Below are 17,219 nucleotides of genomic sequence, written 5' to 3'. Positions count from 1 at the left end.
TGGTTTTGCAGGTTACGGCGGCTAAAGATTTAGTTCTGCTTTAACGGCACGTCCAAATTTTTCAATCAGGTACGGCTTTTTAATGTAGGTTCCCGCACCAATCCGTTGGGCCTCTTTGACCCGCTCGGATTCTGAATATCCACTGGCAATGATGGTTTTTTGACCGGGATGTATTTGCAATATTTTCTGATAGGTCTCAAGGCCGTCTATGCCCGGGTCCATGATCATATCCAGCACGATTAAATCCACTTTATGATTGACCAGGTAATCGACCGCCGCTTCACCGCTGGAGACAGTGGTTACCGTATAGCCCAATTTCTCCAGCATTTCAGAAGCAATTTGCCGCTGATCAGCTATATCGTCAATAATCAGGATGGATTCTCCATTGCCCTTAATGGCTTCAATATCAAATAGCTCCGTGTCTTTGTCCAATTCCTGGCGGGTTACCGGAAAATAGAGGGTAATGGATGTACCCTCACCCTCCTGGCTTTTAATATCGATAGAGCCCCTGTGATCTTTTACCGTTCCCCAAACCACTGCCATTCCCAGGCCGGTGCCACTGCGTCCCATGCTTTTTTTGGTATAAAACGGTTCAAATATACGCTCAATATCTTCGGGAGAAATGCCAATACCGGTATCTTCAACCGTCAGGGTAACGTAATCGCCTTTGCCAATCTCATCAAAAGCATTCAGCAGTTTGTCTTCGTGGCGATTTTCAGTGCGTATCGATATGTGTCCCCCATCGGGCATGGCCTCCGCCGCGTTGGATACCAGGTTCATGATGGTTTTGGACAGGTGAACCGGCGAACCCAATATATTTAACAAGTTGGCGTCTAACTGACGCGAGACCTTCACATCCGGGTTGTCCAGCAGCAGTTTCTCATACTCGGGGCTCAGCAAGTATTCTGATACGATACTGTTTATATTAACGACTTCGGTAGCCGCCACGCCCCTGCGGGCCAGGGTTAATAGATCCTGTACAATGGCCGCCGCTTTTTCGCCGGATTTTTGAATGGTCAAAATGGGCTTGGTCAGCGGGCTTTTTTCTTCCAAATCCATCAATATGAGTTCCGGATAGCTGACGATGCCGGACAATATGTTGTTCAAATCATGGGCAACACCGCCGGCCAGCGTACCGATGGCCTCCATTTTTTGGGCGCGTTGCAGCTGGGCCTGCAAATCCTTTTTTTCGATATCGGCTAATTTGAGCTCCGTAATGTCGTTGCCAATACATAAAATTTCCACAAAGCGCCCATCGTCATCAAATATCGGTTTATAAGTCCAGGCGATCCAAGCCCTTTCATTGTTTTTGAGCTTGGTTTCATTTTCACTGACCACGGGCCGATCTGGGTCCTTTTGCAGAATTTGGATCCAATTTTCAAAACCTTGCCGCGTGATACGGCGTTGCGGCCACATGATCTCACCGGCAGCCTTACCCATGATCTCATTTTCAGCATAGCCGAAGAATCGATGCGCAAATTCATTGGAAAAAGTGATCCGGCCCCGCGTGTTCATTCTCAGGATAATACTATTGGCAGTTTCAACCAGCTGGCGATATTTATTTTCGCTCTGCTCAAGTTTTTTAAATGACATGGCATTGATGATGCTGGTTGCCAATTGGGATGTGACACCGATTAAGAGATTAACATCCGTTTGCCGCAGCGGTGCTTTGGATTTGATATTGTCGACAGCCAAAATCCCAAGCGGTTCCTGTTCGTAAACGATAGGGACACAGATTACCGATTGACCGCCCATGCGTTTGGCAAATTCCAGGCTGCGCGGAGACAGTGTGTCTTCAATTTCCCTGATATCTTCAATTAAACGCGGCTTGCCCTCCCGCATGGCCTGGACAAATAGGCCCCTGGATTCCGGATTGGTTAAGCTAAATTCAAGGTTTTTTAAAAATTTTTCCTGTTCGCGCGTATGGCCGTATCCGGCGCTGAAACGCAAAAAGGACTTGTCCTCTTCTGCGAGCATGATCATGCCGCGATCGTAATTAAGACGCTTTTCCATAACACTGACAATGCTTTTGAGCAGGTCGTCAATGGCCAATATTTTAGATGCCGCCTGGCCGATCTCCTGTACGAGCAACGCATTGTTGTAGCGAATATTGCTTTCCAAAATATGATCTTCGGCGGCGGTTTTTTGGGTTTTTAGTGTCTGGGTCAGCTCTTTTCTGGCAAGAAATTCCGAATAAACGGAAATGGCTGCGGTCAGCAGCGCGATGCACAATGCCCCGGTACTCAAAACCGGCGAGGATCCAAACCAGAAAAGCACCAGAACGGAAAAAACAGCGGCCAGCAAAAAATAATTGCGAAACCGCTTCCAAAACAAATGCGGCTGTTTGGTCCAGCTAATAAGGTAGCGGCAGCAATCATCTCCCTTGTGAAAACAGGCAGGATGCTCAACGGTGGCCAGCGTATCTGTAAACAGCTTGGCTAAACCTTCCAGGGTCCCCATCCGATTGGCACATTGGTAGGGTTTTTCGGCGACACCGGGTTTGGGTTTGGCGGTCACTTCCACAGCATTGGGCTTCAATTTTTTTGCTTTGACGCTGGCGCCGCGACTCATATAAGGGTACAGCTTCTCTGAAAGTTGATAAGTTGCCGTCAAACTCATTAATCCCAAGATAATCTGCTTGACAGCACCGGCAGCCGCTGATGTTGCTGAATAGCGCCCGACATCCCGGGCAATATTGGCATTGCCGGTCTTTTCTACGAGCGCTGCATGAAACCTGTCGATCTGGCCCTGATTAAACCAATGCGCAGGATCTTCAACCTCAAAGCGGGTCATTCTGGCAGCATCCAACACCGCATCAATAGAGACTTCTGGATAATTTTTGATGAGGAACTCTAAATAGATCTTCATCAAACGGCTATTGTATAAAGGTGCTGTGTCATTCATGCCGACAACTCGCTCAGCATAGTGTTAAGGCTTTGTCTGTCCACCAATGCGTCCCAAAAATTTAACATTTTTCCTGTGGTCCCGACAGTTTTTCCCGGGTGTCCAATGACCCATTTTACCTGATTTTTGGCCGGCAATACAAGGCCAAAGAATTATTTCTAATGATTGCTTAAGGATATTACCATCGAGAGGTTTCATCCGACGGGGCGCACAATTTTAGAAGCCGGCACCAGATGAACCTTTTTTTGCAGATCCGGCAACATTTCCCGTAATATCTGATACGTTGTTGCGTGTGGGTGGAGGATGCCCACCGCCTGACCGTTGCGTCTGGCAATCCGTATCAGTTCTTTGATCTGGTTGCGGATAAACTCCGGCGTCGGGTCATGGTCGAGAAAAACATCGCGCTGGGCGAATGGTATCTGAAACAGCCGTGCGGATGGTTCGCACAAAGAATCCGCCGATGTACGGCTATCAATAAAATAAAGACCTCGTTTCTTCAAAACTGAAAATATCTGATACAGCTGGGTCGATTCTGCGGTTAACCGGGAACCCATGTGGTTATTGACGCCTTTCACTCCCGGCAGCGAGTTAAGGTTTTTATCAAGTTGGGCAATCAATTCATCGGCGGACATGGAAGTCAACAGCGTTCCGGGGCCCGGGTTCACCGCGGGATACTCAACCGGTTCCATCGGCAAATGCAGCATTATTTCCAATCCCTTTGATTCTGCCAGCCGGACAGTTTTTTGCTGAAAAGGACTGTGGGGCAAAATAGAAAAGGTCAAAACCACATTCAATTGCGCGAATTTTTTGGCTATTTTTTTGTCATAGCCCAAATCATCGATAATCAGCGCTACAGATGGCAGGCTTTTGTGTGGCTGCGGTTCGGGAATCGTTTCTGGAATTTTTGCTTTAGCCAACGGCTTGGCAGGCGGCGGCTTTTCTTTTGGATAAATCTCAAAAGTCGGTTTGGGGGCTGCTGGCGCTGTTTTGGTCTTCGCGGACGAGGTGTTGGCAGGGCTAGAAACAGGGGTCCCGGGCGGCAACAGGGTATAGATCAAAAAACCGGCAGCGGCGACCACCACAGCCAAGATGACCAGTCCGGACAAGGCTTTATAAAATGGACTTTTAGCGGCGGCCTTTTTGCGTGGTTTTTTGGGTCGTCGTTTTTTACGGGTTGGTTTTCGTTTAGCCATTTAAACGCTATCGTTAGGAGCACCGGTTTCCATCAGACCGAAATAAAGGATCAGCTGTTCAAACTTTTAAAGATGTCATAGCTGTTCAGGATTTCAAGCGCCCGGACGACCTGATTATCAGTCATAAGTCGATCGCGATTCAATGGGCCGACTCTAAACTGTATTTCTTGATTTTGTGACTCGCTGTTTTGGGAATCGTCGCTTTTCTTTTTATCTTTTCCAGGATCGGCTTCAAGATGATTTAACAAATCTTTTTCTTTTAATAAGCCTTCGTCCTTTGAATCTTTGGGGTCAATCCGTTTGTGTTTTAATACGATGTCCGGTTCGATACCCTTGGCCTGAATGGATCGCCCATTGGGTGTAAAATACCTGGCAATGGTCAGTTTAACCCCGGAACCGTCCCGCAATGTCTCCACGGTTTGCACGGATCCTTTGCCAAAGGATGTTGTGCCCAGTATCAGGGCTCGTTTTTGATCTTGAAGCGCACCGGCCACGATTTCAGAAGCGCTGGCACTGCCACCGTTGATCAGCACCACAAGCGGATAACTGCGAATATCTTCATCCGGCGTGGCCATATATACCTTAGTGTTTTTCTTGTTTCGTCCTTTGATGGATAGAATTTTGCCATCTTCCAGAAAAAGATCGGTTACCTGGATGGCCTGATTCAGCAAACCGCCGCCGTTGTTTCTAAGATCCAGTACCAGGCCTTTAACCGGAACCTCTGCGGATTCCATTTTATCCAATGCAGCTTCGAGCTCCTTCGTAGTGCTGCCTGAAAACTGCGACAAGCGAATGTAGTTGTAGCCCGGTTTAAGCTCGATGGCCTTAACACTGATAATTGGAATAACATCCCGAACCAGCTCAAACTCAAGCGGTTCTTTTTCCCCTTCGCGTATGATCGTCACCACAACTTTGGTGCCTTTCGGACCCCGCATCATATTGACAGCGCCACGTAAATCTTTCACCGGCTTGCCATCAACTCTTACAATTCGGTCCTGGGCCACAATACCAGCCTTATCTGCGGGTGTGTCTTCGATGGGAGAGATAACGGTGACAAACCCATCTCGCATGGTGATATGGATCCCAATACCCGTAAACTTGCCCTTGGTATCAATTTGCAAATCTTCAAATGCCTCTGGCGGCATCAGGGATGAATGCGGATCCAGGCTATGCAGCATACCTTCGATCGCTTTTTCAATCAGCTCCTTTGCCTCAACATCGTCAACATATTCTTTTTCGATAAGTTCGATAACATCCGCAAAAATCTTGAGTCCCTCGTAGGATTCGTCACTTTTAGCGGCAAGATCACCAAAAAAACCGGCCCCAATCGTCCAAAAAACCACGGCGCTGACCATGATCATCCAGATCTTAACATTTTGAATCTTTTTCAATTTCATTTATGCACTCCTTGAAAGTGTAGTCTCACAAACGCACCGTGATCAACAGTTCTCAATTGCCCATCTTGGGCGACAAGCCCGTCAGCTTTTGGTGAGATTTCCAATTCTTGTCAACAATCGGCTATGGCAAGCAACTGTAAGCTCGTTTGTATGGTTGTTGTTATGTCTTAACTGAAAAATTAGCTGGATTCAAGCCATTGCATTGGATCCAATGGTTCGCCATGGTGTCGAACTTCGAAATATAGCATAGGGCCGCTGATAGAGCCGGTATCTCCCACGGTGGCAATCACCTCACCGGCTTCGACCGAATCCCCCTTTGATTTAAAGGCATCTTCAAGATGGGCATAGACCGTATAGTAGCTGTCCCCATGATCTATGATAATCATGTTTCCGTAGCCTTTAAACCAGTCGGCATAAAGAACTTTACCGGCAAATACAGCCTGAATCGGTTCGCCTATTTCGGTTTGAATCTCAATCCCGCTGCGAAAATTCAATACCTGATAACGGGTATTTTTAAACTCACCGAAAAGACTTACTATTTTACCCTTTACCGGCAGTTTAAGCAAGCCTTTATATGACCCAAACGACTCGTCTGTGCGATAATCATCAGGCACTGCTGAGCTGGTGCCCAACATTTTAATTTTTTCATCTAGATCCTGGGCGGCCTGCTTCAATGATTCAATTGCGGCCAACTGGGCTGATTTTTCTTTGCGTACATAGGCCAAAAGTTTGGAGCGTTGGTTGCGCTCGGTAGCCACGCGATTGATTTGTTTCTGATAAGTGTCGGCTCTGCGGCGCTTTTCATTTCTATGCGTCTCCAGACGCGATCGCACAATGTCAAATTCGCGCCGGTTTTCAATTAAATCCCTGATCACCTTGTTATCCTGGGCAAGAATCAGCTCGATGGCCTTTTGGCGCTGGAGGAGTTCTTGCAGATTTTCAGCCGAAGCCAGCACGTGGAATTTTCCCAGCCAGTTCAATTTATAGAGCGCCACCATGCGGTTGGCGACATAGCGCTCATTGGCCTCTATTTGATGCGCCAGTTTAGCGGATGCCGCCTTTGTTTCGGTGATCATTTTATCCAGACGATCAATTTCGCGACTGAGACTGGCGGTGCGCTTTCGTGAGCGGTTCAACGCCCGATCCGCCCGGTTTAACTGCTGAATAATATCGCTTTCCTTGTGGATGAACTTTTGAATTTTAACCCGGCTCTTTTCGATTTCACGACTGATATCCTGGGCTTTCTTCTTATATTCGTCGATCGGCGCTTCTGGCTCCTGGGCATTTATCAAGGAGCCAACGACAACTATCAAAAAACAGCCTGTCATCTGGCATAAATATCGAATATATCTGTTCATTTTAGATGACACCAGGATCACCTTGGTGGTACAAGGCATTCGTTTAAATTGTGCCAATCGATTGACCTGCTAGATCTATTTTGCCATATCCGGCACAAAACCGCAAAGCTTTGCAAAGCGAGAGGATCTTAGGGCTTTGGCATCTTTGCGTGAGGATATGATTCCGTTTTCGTTGCTAAGTTCTCAAATATTGTTTGAGAGATAAATAAGAGCCAAACCAGCCAATCAGCATGCTCGTCAAAATGATCAGACCCGCCATAAGCGGCGAGAGAAAACGAATGTTAAACAATCCTGCAAAGGCGCCTTGTTCGATATTGGAGGCCATCAGCCAGTAAGCCCCAAACAAGATAGCCAACCCGATGACCGCGCCGGCGGCGCCCTGCATCAGACCCTGAAAGTAAAACGGAATCTTGATAAAATGCTCAGCGGCACCCACCAGCCGCATGATTTCAATTTCATCCCTTCGTGAATAGATGACCAAGCGGATCGTATTGGCTACGATAAACACCGCTGCCATAAAGAAAATACCGCACATGATATATCCGGCTAATTTAAACAGATTAAAAATCTGAGTGAAGCGTCCCAGATACCGCTGCCCGTATTCAACTTCGTCGATGGCTTCCAAAGCATCAATCTGGGTGGCCAGGACTTCCGCATTTTCCCAGTTTTGGGATTTTGGGTTTAACTGGATTTCAAATGCGTCGGGTAAGGGGTTTTTATCCAGGTTTTCAAAAAGCGATGCCTGGCGTTTCATGCGGGATTTCAATTGCCGCAACGCCATCTCTTTTGAAATAAAGCGCACGTTTTCAACACCGGGCATCGCCTTGATTTGATCCCATACGCCCGTGCGCTGTTCCGGTGGAAAATCCGGCTTAAGATAGGCCATCACCCGCAGTCCTTTTTTCCAGAAATTCATCATTTCACTGGTGTTGATAAAGAAAAGAATGAATGTGCTGACGATGAGGATGGATAGCGAAATGGTCAGTAGCGTGATGATATTTAGCAGCCGATTATTGCGAAAGTCTTCAAGGGCTCTTTTAAAAAATAGAATTATCATATTGCTTATCGATTATTGACGATCCTTCTAATCGCCCCTGATTTAAAAGCAACACCCGCCCGCCGGTTTTGTGAATAAGGGCTTTATCGTGCGTTGCGATGACAACGGTTGCACCCCGGATGTGCACGCCATTTAACAATTTCATTATAGTTTGGGCGGAATCATCATCCAGGCTTCCAGTGGGTTCATCGGCCAGGATAATTTTCGGATCCCCGACGATGGCGCGGGCAACAGCGACCCGTTGCTGTTCTCCGCCTGATAGACTGGGTGGATAAGCGGTTTGCCGATCTTCCATGCCGACTAGGCGCAGCACACCGCTGACCCTCTTTTGGATCAAGCGTCTTTTTTTACCGGCGGCCTCAAGTACCAGCGCAACATTATCAAAAACGCTACGGTTGGCGATGAGCTTGTAATCTTGAAAGATAATACCAAATTTTCTGCGCAGGAACGGCAGGCGCTTGCGCGGAACGCGGGAAAGATTCATTCCATCAATCAAGACCTGGCCTTCCGATACCGGTTCAGCCAAATACAACAGCTTGAGCAGCGTGGTTTTTCCTGCGCCGCTGGCACCGGTAAGAAATACGAAATCATTTTTGAAAATATCGAGTGTAATATCAATCAGGGCTTTTTTGGTGCCGTAATTGCGATGAACATGGAACATCCGAATTATGGAGCGCTTGTCATCGGTTTCCATCATTCAATGATTTCCTGCCCCATCGCACGATAAAGTGTGGCTTTTGCAATCTTAAAATTGTAAAGGGCATTAAAATAATTGGTCAGCGTATCGGAAAGCAACGTTTGGGCGTCTAAAACATCGGTGGTGGTGGCTACTTGTTCTTTAAACCGTTCCTGGTTGATACGGAAATTTTCCTTGGCCTGCTCGATGGCTTTTTCAACAGTGAGGATATTTTTTTCACTTTCGCGGGTTCGCAGAAAGGCCGTTTTAACCTCCAGCTCTATGTTGTCTAAAATCTGCTCCCGGCGATACTGCGCTTGTGAAAGACGGTGCAATTTTTCTCTTACGCCGAAATGGGTGCGGCCCCATTCCCAGAAGTCCCATTCAGCTGTTGCCCGGATATTCCAGCTTTTCGCATCGGAAATGCCGTCCCCGCCGCTCGAATTCCACTCATCTCCGACGCGGATATATTCACCTCTTAAATTAACCGATGGCATGTAATCTCTTTTGGCCAGCGTCACTTCTTTTTCAGCGATTTCAACATCCAGATCCGCTATAATGATTTCGAGGCGGTCATTTTTAGCGGTGTCCAGGCAATATTGGAAATCATGCACAAACGGCGTATAGTCAAGGACATCCTGCAACTCCACCGCTGCGTTGACCCGGCGCCGCAGAAGTATATTGAATTGAGATCTGGCGATCGCCAAATCGTTTAGGGCGACTATTTCATCCTGGCGGGCATTGGCCAGCGATGCCTGGGATTCCAGTAAGTCGTTGAGCGGGGACATCCCCACCTCGTAGAAGTTTTCGGCCACCTCTTTTTGAGCGGCAATCTGGTTGACCCTTTGCTTGGCAACATCCAGCAGTTTGACGGCTTTTAGTACCGAGTAAAATGCATTTTTGGCATCCAGAATCACATCCTGCCGCGTAATTTTCTCACTAAACTCGGCTGCATCCAGGCCCAGATCAGCGATTCGATACTGGTTAAATATTGAAAAACCTCTGAATATCGGCTGGTTAAAGGACGTCACAAACGTATACTCATCGTCGGGACGCACAACAAAGTCTTCTCCGACCAGACCGGTTAGTTCCTGGGTCTGCTCCCGGTTTCGATGCAGATAATCATAGGAGGCACTGAGGGTCGGGAAAAACTCAGTGATGCGCGCCTTGCGGTTTTCCTGGGCGGCCTTGACTTCTTCCTGGGATCGTTTCAGGTTTAAATTTGCCTCCAGAGCTGCTTTGATGGTATCAGTGAGTGAAAGCATTTGATGCTGCTCATCGGTCGCTGAAACCGCTGGTATCAACAGGATGTGTCCAGCGAGCAAATATAAAAATAGATTCCGAAGAGCCTTGCTGATTATCTTCATATTGGCGCCTTTATCGGCTAGCATGCGAAGCATTTTAAAGATACGAATTGACCGATCCTAATTTTATTGCTACAAACCTGCGTGAGTTCAAGGAGTGCCTCTCGGGTTTTCCTTGCTTAAAGCCTCCGCTGAATCCCATTAACAGGCTTCTTCATTATTGGTGGAGGCTTTTTTATATCCAATGATACTTTTAAAATCAATATTTTCTTGGCAAGCGATTCCAATCCTATAATTCGATTCGTCCAACAAATCCTGTAGTTACTCGGAAAAATGTGACAAAGAAGATACCTGACTATAACGGTACCCCGGTGGCGGACTGCAGGCTAAAATTCCTGTTTTTATATTTTGGCGATTTCGTGTTATACCTTTTTTTAATGATATGATCATTGTTAGCGTAAAACTATCATAACCCCCCATTCCATGACCAGGACATTCGCCATGAAAGCAGAATTAATCGAGCTGTTGTGTCAGAAGTCTTTCAAATTCAGCCAAGAACCCATCTATAAACTGGTGTCAGGCCGCATGAGCCAGTTTTACGTCAATTGCAAACCGGTAACTCTCAGCGCACGGGGCATGTTTCTGGCCGGACATCTGTTGTTTGAGTCGATCAAAGACGAGGATGTCAATGCAGTTGGCGGCCTCACTTTTGGCGCCGACCCGCTGGCAGTGGCCACAGCGTTTGCTTCCGAATTAAAGGCCAAACCCATCAACGCCTTCTCTATTCGTAAGACCCAAAAGGATCATGGCATGATCCGCTGGATCGAAGGCGATGTTGCACCCGGTGAGCGGGTGGCCATTATCGATGATGTGGCCACGACCGGCGGCTCCACCATCAAGGCCATCGAGCGGGCCCGCAGCGAGGGGCTTGATGTTGTCAAGGCGGTCATATTTGTTGATCGACAGGAAGGTGGGCTTGATAACATTCGGCAGCATGTGTCGAATGCTGCCAGCATTATTACACGGGATGAGCTTGTTGAGCGGTATAAGGCCCTTTTTGAAGGGCCCGGTTCATAGGTTCAAGGTTCAAAGGTTCAGAGGTTAATTAACAGCAGAACATGTTCTGATTTGATAACAAGGCGCGACAATTAGCAGCAGGTTCGCGAAAAGCATACTTGATTCTGAAACCCTCGAACCTCTGAACCCAGAACGCGGAACCGATTGGTGGCATAAAACTTAGGAAGTACTAAAACCCTTTTAATGAAACAAGAAGCCCCAGGCCTTCACTTCACAATATATGTGGCACACGCATCGTCGGATTCCCAGGCAGTGACCCGGCTGATACGGACCGATTTATCGCCGATTTTGCTATGTAGCGCAGTCGCCACATAATAAGCGATGTTCTCCGATGACGGCTTGCCATCCGGTATATAGTCGAGCTCGTTTAAATATTTGTGATCCAATTTTTTAATCACATCGGCCAAATGGGCTTTGATCTCTCCAAAATCCATCAGTACGCCGCCGGCGTTTAATTTGTCTCCGGTGACATACACCTCAATTTTCCAATTGTGACCGTGCATATTTTCACATTTGGCACCGACCATTGTTAGCTGATGCGCTGCTGCAAAACGTGTGACCACTTTTAGTTCAAACATGTTTGGTTTATCTCAACTTTCATTTTCAAATGCTTAAAATTTGCATTTCGTGATCTAAAATCGATTAGCCGGTGGCTTTGTTGGCATCGCCTTTGAGGATGTTTTTTATTTTATGTGATATTTTCTTTGATTCGAGTTTGGCAAACTCTTTCAGAAGTGTTTCCTGCTTTTTGGTAAGGTGTGTGGGGGTCTTAACGGCAACCTGAATGATCTGGTCTCCCCGTTGTGTCGTTCTGAGAGAAGGAATACCTTCTCCATGGAAATAAAATACATCGCCCGGTTGAGTGCCTTTCGGAACTTTGAGGATTTTATCGCCGTTTAGGGTCGGTACGCTGATTTTATCGCCTAAGGCTGCCTGGACAAATGAGATGGGGATCTCACAAATGATATCCGTATCCCGCCGTCTGAAAAACTCATGCGGCTGGACATGGATAAAGACATACAGATCGCCCGGGGGGCCTCCCATAGCACCGGGCTCGCCCTCTCCGGTCAGGCGCAACCTTGAGCCGTTGTCGACACCGGCCGGGATTTTGACCGCAACCTTTTTACGGGCCATCACCTGACCGGTTCCGCGACATTTTGGACAGGGATGGGTAATAATCAGGCCGTTGCCCCGGCATGTCGGGCAGGTGGTGCGAACGGTAAAAAATCCCTGACTGCGCGAAACCTGTCCGCTACCGCTGCAATGCCGACAGTTCTCCGGTTCGGTGTCTTTCTCGCATCCGTTACCGCCGCATTCGGGGCACACCTCCCGCTTTTCAATTTCGATTTCAGTTTCGATGCCAAAAACCGCTTCCATGAAATCCAGTTTGATATCATATCGCAGATCGGCACCGGGCATGGCGCGGCTCCTTGATCGGCGGCGGGATGAGAAACCAAAGAAATCTTCGAAAATGTCACCGAAGCTGGTAAAAATATCTTCAAAGCCGCCAAAACCGCTAAAGCCGCTATTTTCGAGTCCGGCATGGCCGTATTGGTCATACAAAGAACGCTTTTGGGGATCCCGCAGAACCTCGTAAGCCTCAGCAGCTTCCTTGAATTTTTCTTCTGCTTTTTGGTCGTTTGGATTTCGGTCCGGATGGTATTTTAATGCCAATTGACGGTAGGCGGCTTTAAGCTCTGTATCAGAGGCATTTCGGCTGACACTAAGAATTTCGTAATAATCCCGTTTGTTACTCATAATTTTTTCCAAAAAATCGATATTTCTGCGCCTAATTTGAGTGATTGTCGAGGTTGCCGCAGCTACAAGGCAGATGTCGTTCCGCTATAGTCACTATGCGGAACGGCATTTTACGCAGTAGATGTGGTGAAATCGACAAGCCCGAAGGGTTTTAAATTTTGAAATGTTAATTGGTAGAATTCATTTAAATAACATATTAATACCTTTTCAAAATTTAAAACACTCAATTTAGGACTAAAGTAATGCACCTAAATATGATGTCAATTTAACGCTGTGGTAATCGGTCTCGGGCACGCGTGCTCCATAGGAAAACCGCAACCGATATCATCATAACCGCTGCCCCCAGCGGAAATGCGGCTTGAAGCTGAAATACATCCATCATCAAACCACCGATTAATGCGCCGCTCAGCATTCCCAGGCTGTGTGCCAGTGTCAGAAGGGCCATCACAGAGCCCATTGAGTCTGTTTCACTGCCCTTAAGGACAGCAATGGCCATCAAGGCCGGCACGGCGATGCCGCCGCCGATGCCTAAAAGGATACTGGCCCACACCAGCCCCGCGAAATCCGGCACCCACCTAAACGAAAAAATGGCACCCGCAACGATCAATCCTCCGGACACCACCATCCAACGTTTGTTCAGTTTGTCGGCCAAATACCCCATGGGCACGTGCAATATGCCGCTGACGAGCACACCCAGCATGATGAGTATACCGATGGCCGAACTTGAAGCGTTATATTTAATTTTGGCATACAGTGGCAGAAAGGTCCAGATAATTCCGATACACAGAATGTGGGAAAACCTGATCAGAAAAATACTGGTTATATCCCGCTCTGCAAATAGCTGTTTCCATTTTACCGGTGATTTTCCGCTGCTGAGGTATTTTTCACTATGGGTCGGGGGCAGCAAAAACAGGCTCAAAAAAAAACCGATGAGGGCCAACAGCCCCATACAGGCAAAAGATGTTTCAAGACTGAACCGGTCATGGATGAAACCGCCTAAAAACGGCCCGAGACTTAACCCGCAGAACATGGACATGTTAAATAGCCCCATGCTAAACCCCTCATTGCCCGGAGGTGTAATATCGCCAATATAGGCTTGAATGATGGGCATCAGCATGGCCGAGGCAATCCCCTGAAAAAACCGCAGAACAATCAGCGCGTTGATGTCTTTAAAAACGATAAACCCCATTGAAATTGCCGCGTAGGCCAAAAGTGCAGGCACAATCAAGGGCTTACGCCCTTTGCGGTCCGACAGACGGCCGAAATACGGCAGGAAAAAAATTCGCGCCAGCGAAAAAGAGCCAAAAATCATCCCGATATAAAATCCGCTGGCCCCCAGCTTATGGGCGTAGACCGGAAGCAAGGGTATGACGATACCCACACCGGTGACGGTGGCAAATATGGAAAAAAAAAGGGTTGAAAATATTCTTTTGTCGCCAATGTTCATGGATCTGATTATTTTTCTTGCTTCTATAAATAGGCAGCTGACTATTTGCTGGTGAATGAGGGAACTGTTTTGGAGCTAACCATTTGTTTAGCGCGGCACAATTAGAAAACAACCGAGGACGAGGACGAGTAGGAGGACGAGTACGATAAAGCGCATGAGCCTTCGTCCTCGTCGTCCTCGTGCTCGTCCTCGAGATTTCAAACCACCAGGTTCCCGAAACCCGCAACACGTAATGCAATACCCGCCGTCAGCACCTACTATCCCCAAATGATCGCTACCAGACCGACCAGCCCGCAGTAGGGTGCAAACAGATGCAAGCCCCCTTTTTTGACCACCTGCAGCAGCACTTTTAAAGCGGCGTAACCCACAATTGCCGCTGTGATGGCGCCCACCAAAGGTATCTGAATGGTCGACCCTGCAGCGAATAAGCCCTCTTTGGGGCTCAGCATTCCAGCGCCGACGATGGCCGGTATCGAAAGCAAAAAGGAATATCGAGCTGCAATCTCGCGGTCGATACCCAATAGGAGGCCCGTACTGATGGTGGCGCCCGATCTTGAGATGCCGGGGATAATGGCCAATCCCTGCACGATGCCGATAGTAAACGCGTTTTTAGGAGTGAGGCGATCGATACCGGCCGCTGGGCCGTCTTTGGTTTTACCTCGGGTCGCCCATAACAGCAAGCCGGTGACGATCAGCATCACACCCACGATCATCACCGACGAAAACAGCCGGTCTGCTATACTGTTAAATAACAGCCCCAGCACTGCGGTGGGGATGGATCCGATAACGATCAGCAGGGCCATTTTTAGTTGCGGATCGGATTCAATTGCAGCCCGCATCTCCTCTTTTTGACCTGTCATCGCCATTAGCCGCAACAGCGCCAGGACGATATCTTTAATCTCCTGTCGAAAGACGATGATAACGGCCACCAGTGTTCCCAGATGAACACAAACGTCAAAAAAAAGCTCGGCTTCTTTGAGCCCAAGTAATTGCTGCAGCAGCACCAGGTGTCCCGAGCTGCTGACCGGTAAGAATTCGGTCAAGCCCTGGACAATGCCCAGTAGTATCGCATCCGCCAAATCCATATGCTGATCCTATAAAATAATTTCGCCTGTTCGTGCGGTACTGTACCCACCCAGATCTTCCACCCGTTGCTTAAAATCACGGCGGTTGATGATGTCAAAAAGCATCCGGATGGCATCGGTTTCGAAAAATTCCGGGAGAACAACCAGATCGTACTGTTCGGTAACGACCGGGATAAAGTCCAAATCCAGTGCCTTGGCAGCGGCATAAATCCCGAGGCCGGCATCTGCGGTTCCACTCAAAACGGATACGGCTACGGCCATATGGGTAAATTCTTCGTTTTGATACCCGTTAATATCGGCGGCTTTGATGTTCAATTGGCTTAATTTGTAATCCAATAAAATTCGCGTGCCAGAGCCGATTTGACGGTTGATAAAAGAAATCCCTTTGCGACTGAGATCTGCGATACCGCCAATTTGCTTTGGGTTGCCCTTCTTGACAATCAGACCCTGATCGCGCTCTACCAGATGGACCAGCCTGGCAGGCGTATCCGGCAGGTATTTTTTGAGATAGGACACATTATAGCTTCCATCAGCGGTATCCAGAAGGTGGGTGCCAGCCAGGTGGCACACGCCGCGCTTGATAGCCATCAGCCCGCCCATGCTGCCGACATGACTGGAGGAAAGCGTTAGCTCACTGTTGCGGGCCTTGAGCTGATCAGCGAGAACATCCAGGGAATTATCATGGCTGCCAACGATAACGATGGTTTTGCGAATGGCTGGCAGTGCGCGAAGCAATTCCGCCGAAACGATCTCATTGTCGTTAATGCCTTCGATGTGGTTGGGTATGCGAATGATGCCGTCGGCTTCGGTGATGGATGTAATCGTGCCGGCGCCTCTGGGCAGCGGGCTGGCGACAATACGTCCGCCGACATCACCCAGTTTGACGCGCAAAAATTCCTCCACGCCCAGTTTGGAAGCGATCTTTTTTGTCGGCAAAACATCAATGGTTTCTCGTTGCGATTCAGGTTGGCCGAGCAAAGCCAGCAGCAAGGGTTGGACAAACTTCTCAAAAGCGATAATGGCTGAAACCGGATAACCCGGTATGCCAAAGACAGGTTTAGATGCCACCGATCCGATCACAATGGGTTTGCCGGGCATGATGGTAACGCCGTGAACATGTATATCGCCCAGCTCAACGATGGCGGTTTTGGCAAAATCCTCAGAGCCGGCAGAAGATCCTCCGAGGACTAAGATCATGTGATAATTTTCGTCCACAGCGGCTTTGACGGCGTTTTTAATTTTAGCGCTATCGTCCACAACCATTTCATGGCGCTCAAATATACCGCCGCTCTTTTCAATCAGCTTGCCCAGAACAAACGAATTGGTTTCCAGTACCTGCCCGGGGCGAAACGCATCGAGCTCAAGTTGACGCCAGTCCACCAGTTCTGATCCGGTGGGAATAATCAGCACTCTGGGCCTGATCTTAACTGGCACGCGAAACACCCCGCCTGAGAGCAGGGCGCCGACGCAATAAGGTGTGATCACATGATTTTGGGGAAAGAGCAATTCGGTGGCGACAATATCTTCACCGACTCTGCGAACGTTTTGCCAGGGAAATACGGGCGCTTCGATTTCAATGTGTTCTTCATCCAGCGCATTGACATCTTCAACCATGATAACCGCATCCGTATCATCCGGCAGGACCTGGCCGGTATTGACATAAAAGGCTTCGTGTCCGACGATCAGGGTTTTGGGCGCTGCGGCGCTAGCACCGAAAGTGATGTCCGCTTTAACGGCCAGTCCGTCCATTGCCGCCAAGTGAAAATTGGGGGAAGACAGCCGGGCATTTATCGGTTCTGCCAGCACCCGGCCAACGGCATCGGGCACCGCTAGGTTTTCACTCGCCAAAGGCGGCAGGTTGGCAAATGTATCAAAAAGGATGTCCCGGGCTTCTGCCAAGGTCTTCATTTTCAGGTAGACGTTGCGTTTAAATTCCATTATTTTTTCCTAATAATCAGGTTCA

13 protein-coding genes are annotated in these 17,219 nt (G+C 48.2%); 1 reads left to right on the top strand and 12 read right to left on the bottom strand.

The features are described 5' to 3' along the window. Positions 1-21 precede the first annotated feature (21 nt). The 7 genes from QNJ26_07855 to QNJ26_07825 form a co-directional block, all read right to left on the bottom strand. Positions 22-2,904 (bottom strand): ATP-binding protein, encoded by a 2,883-nt coding sequence (locus QNJ26_07855; GenBank protein MDJ0985444.1) that lies wholly within the window; start codon positions 2,902-2,904, stop codon positions 22-24. 194 nt (positions 2,905-3,098) lie between these two features. Next, positions 3,099-4,097, bottom strand: coding sequence for a divergent polysaccharide deacetylase family protein (locus QNJ26_07850; protein MDJ0985443.1), 999 nt, complete (start codon positions 4,095-4,097; stop codon positions 3,099-3,101). A 50-nt stretch (positions 4,098-4,147) separates the two neighbouring features. Then, positions 4,148-5,494: a S41 family peptidase gene (locus QNJ26_07845; protein MDJ0985442.1), complete on the bottom strand. Its 1,347-nt coding sequence runs from the start codon at positions 5,492-5,494 to the stop codon at positions 4,148-4,150. A 179-nt stretch (positions 5,495-5,673) separates the two neighbouring features. Next, on the bottom strand, positions 5,674-6,852 hold the full coding sequence (locus QNJ26_07840; protein MDJ0985441.1) for a peptidoglycan DD-metalloendopeptidase family protein: 1,179 nt from the start codon (positions 6,850-6,852) through the stop codon (positions 5,674-5,676). Positions 6,853-7,027: 175 nt separating this feature from the next. Continuing rightward, the gene (gene ftsX, locus QNJ26_07835) at positions 7,028-7,909 is read right to left on the bottom strand and encodes a permease-like cell division protein FtsX (GenBank protein ID MDJ0985440.1); all 882 of its coding nucleotides are present in this window, start codon (positions 7,907-7,909) and stop codon (positions 7,028-7,030) included. Beyond that, positions 7,890-8,606, bottom strand: coding sequence for a cell division ATP-binding protein FtsE (gene ftsE / locus QNJ26_07830; GenBank protein ID MDJ0985439.1), 717 nt, complete (start codon positions 8,604-8,606; stop codon positions 7,890-7,892). The genes ftsX and ftsE overlap by 20 nt, the downstream gene beginning before the upstream one ends. Next, positions 8,603-9,850 carry a TolC family protein gene (locus tag QNJ26_07825; protein ID MDJ0985438.1) on the bottom strand — a complete coding sequence of 416 codons (1,248 nt, stop codon included), beginning with the start codon at positions 9,848-9,850 and terminating at the stop codon, positions 8,603-8,605. The genes ftsE and QNJ26_07825 overlap by 4 nt, the downstream gene beginning before the upstream one ends. Positions 9,851-10,390: 540 nt before the next feature. Between QNJ26_07825 and pyrE the strand changes: the two genes are divergently transcribed. Continuing rightward, entirely contained in the window at positions 10,391-10,966 is a 576-nt protein-coding gene (gene pyrE, locus QNJ26_07820; protein MDJ0985437.1) for an orotate phosphoribosyltransferase, read from the top strand. A gap of 206 nt (positions 10,967-11,172) precedes the next feature. Here the strand turns inward: pyrE and queD are convergent, their stop codons facing one another. The 5 genes from queD to QNJ26_07795 form a co-directional block, all read right to left on the bottom strand. After that, a complete protein-coding gene (queD, locus tag QNJ26_07815; GenBank protein ID MDJ0985436.1) occupies positions 11,173-11,544 on the bottom strand; it encodes a 6-carboxytetrahydropterin synthase QueD in 372 nt (123 codons plus the stop codon). Between the two features lie 64 nt (positions 11,545-11,608). Further along, positions 11,609-12,724: a molecular chaperone DnaJ gene (dnaJ, locus tag QNJ26_07810; protein MDJ0985435.1), complete on the bottom strand. Its 1,116-nt coding sequence runs from the start codon at positions 12,722-12,724 to the stop codon at positions 11,609-11,611. 265 nt (positions 12,725-12,989) lie between these two features. Then, positions 12,990-14,171 (bottom strand): MFS transporter, encoded by a 1,182-nt coding sequence (locus QNJ26_07805; protein MDJ0985434.1) that lies wholly within the window; start codon positions 14,169-14,171, stop codon positions 12,990-12,992. Between the two features lie 257 nt (positions 14,172-14,428). Beyond that, a complete protein-coding gene (uppP, locus tag QNJ26_07800; protein MDJ0985433.1) occupies positions 14,429-15,256 on the bottom strand; it encodes an undecaprenyl-diphosphatase UppP in 828 nt (275 codons plus the stop codon). 9 nt (positions 15,257-15,265) lie between these two features. Continuing rightward, positions 15,266-17,194: a molybdopterin biosynthesis protein gene (locus tag QNJ26_07795; GenBank protein ID MDJ0985432.1), complete on the bottom strand. Its 1,929-nt coding sequence runs from the start codon at positions 17,192-17,194 to the stop codon at positions 15,266-15,268. Positions 17,195-17,219: the final 25 nt, after the last annotated feature.

This window comes from Desulfobacterales bacterium, from assembly GCA_030066985.1.
In the GTDB taxonomy this organism is placed as follows: domain Bacteria; phylum Desulfobacterota; class Desulfobacteria; order Desulfobacterales; family JAHEIW01; genus JAHEIW01.
Note: the sequence above shows the minus strand (reverse complement) of the source record. Positions and strands in the feature narration are given on the sequence as shown.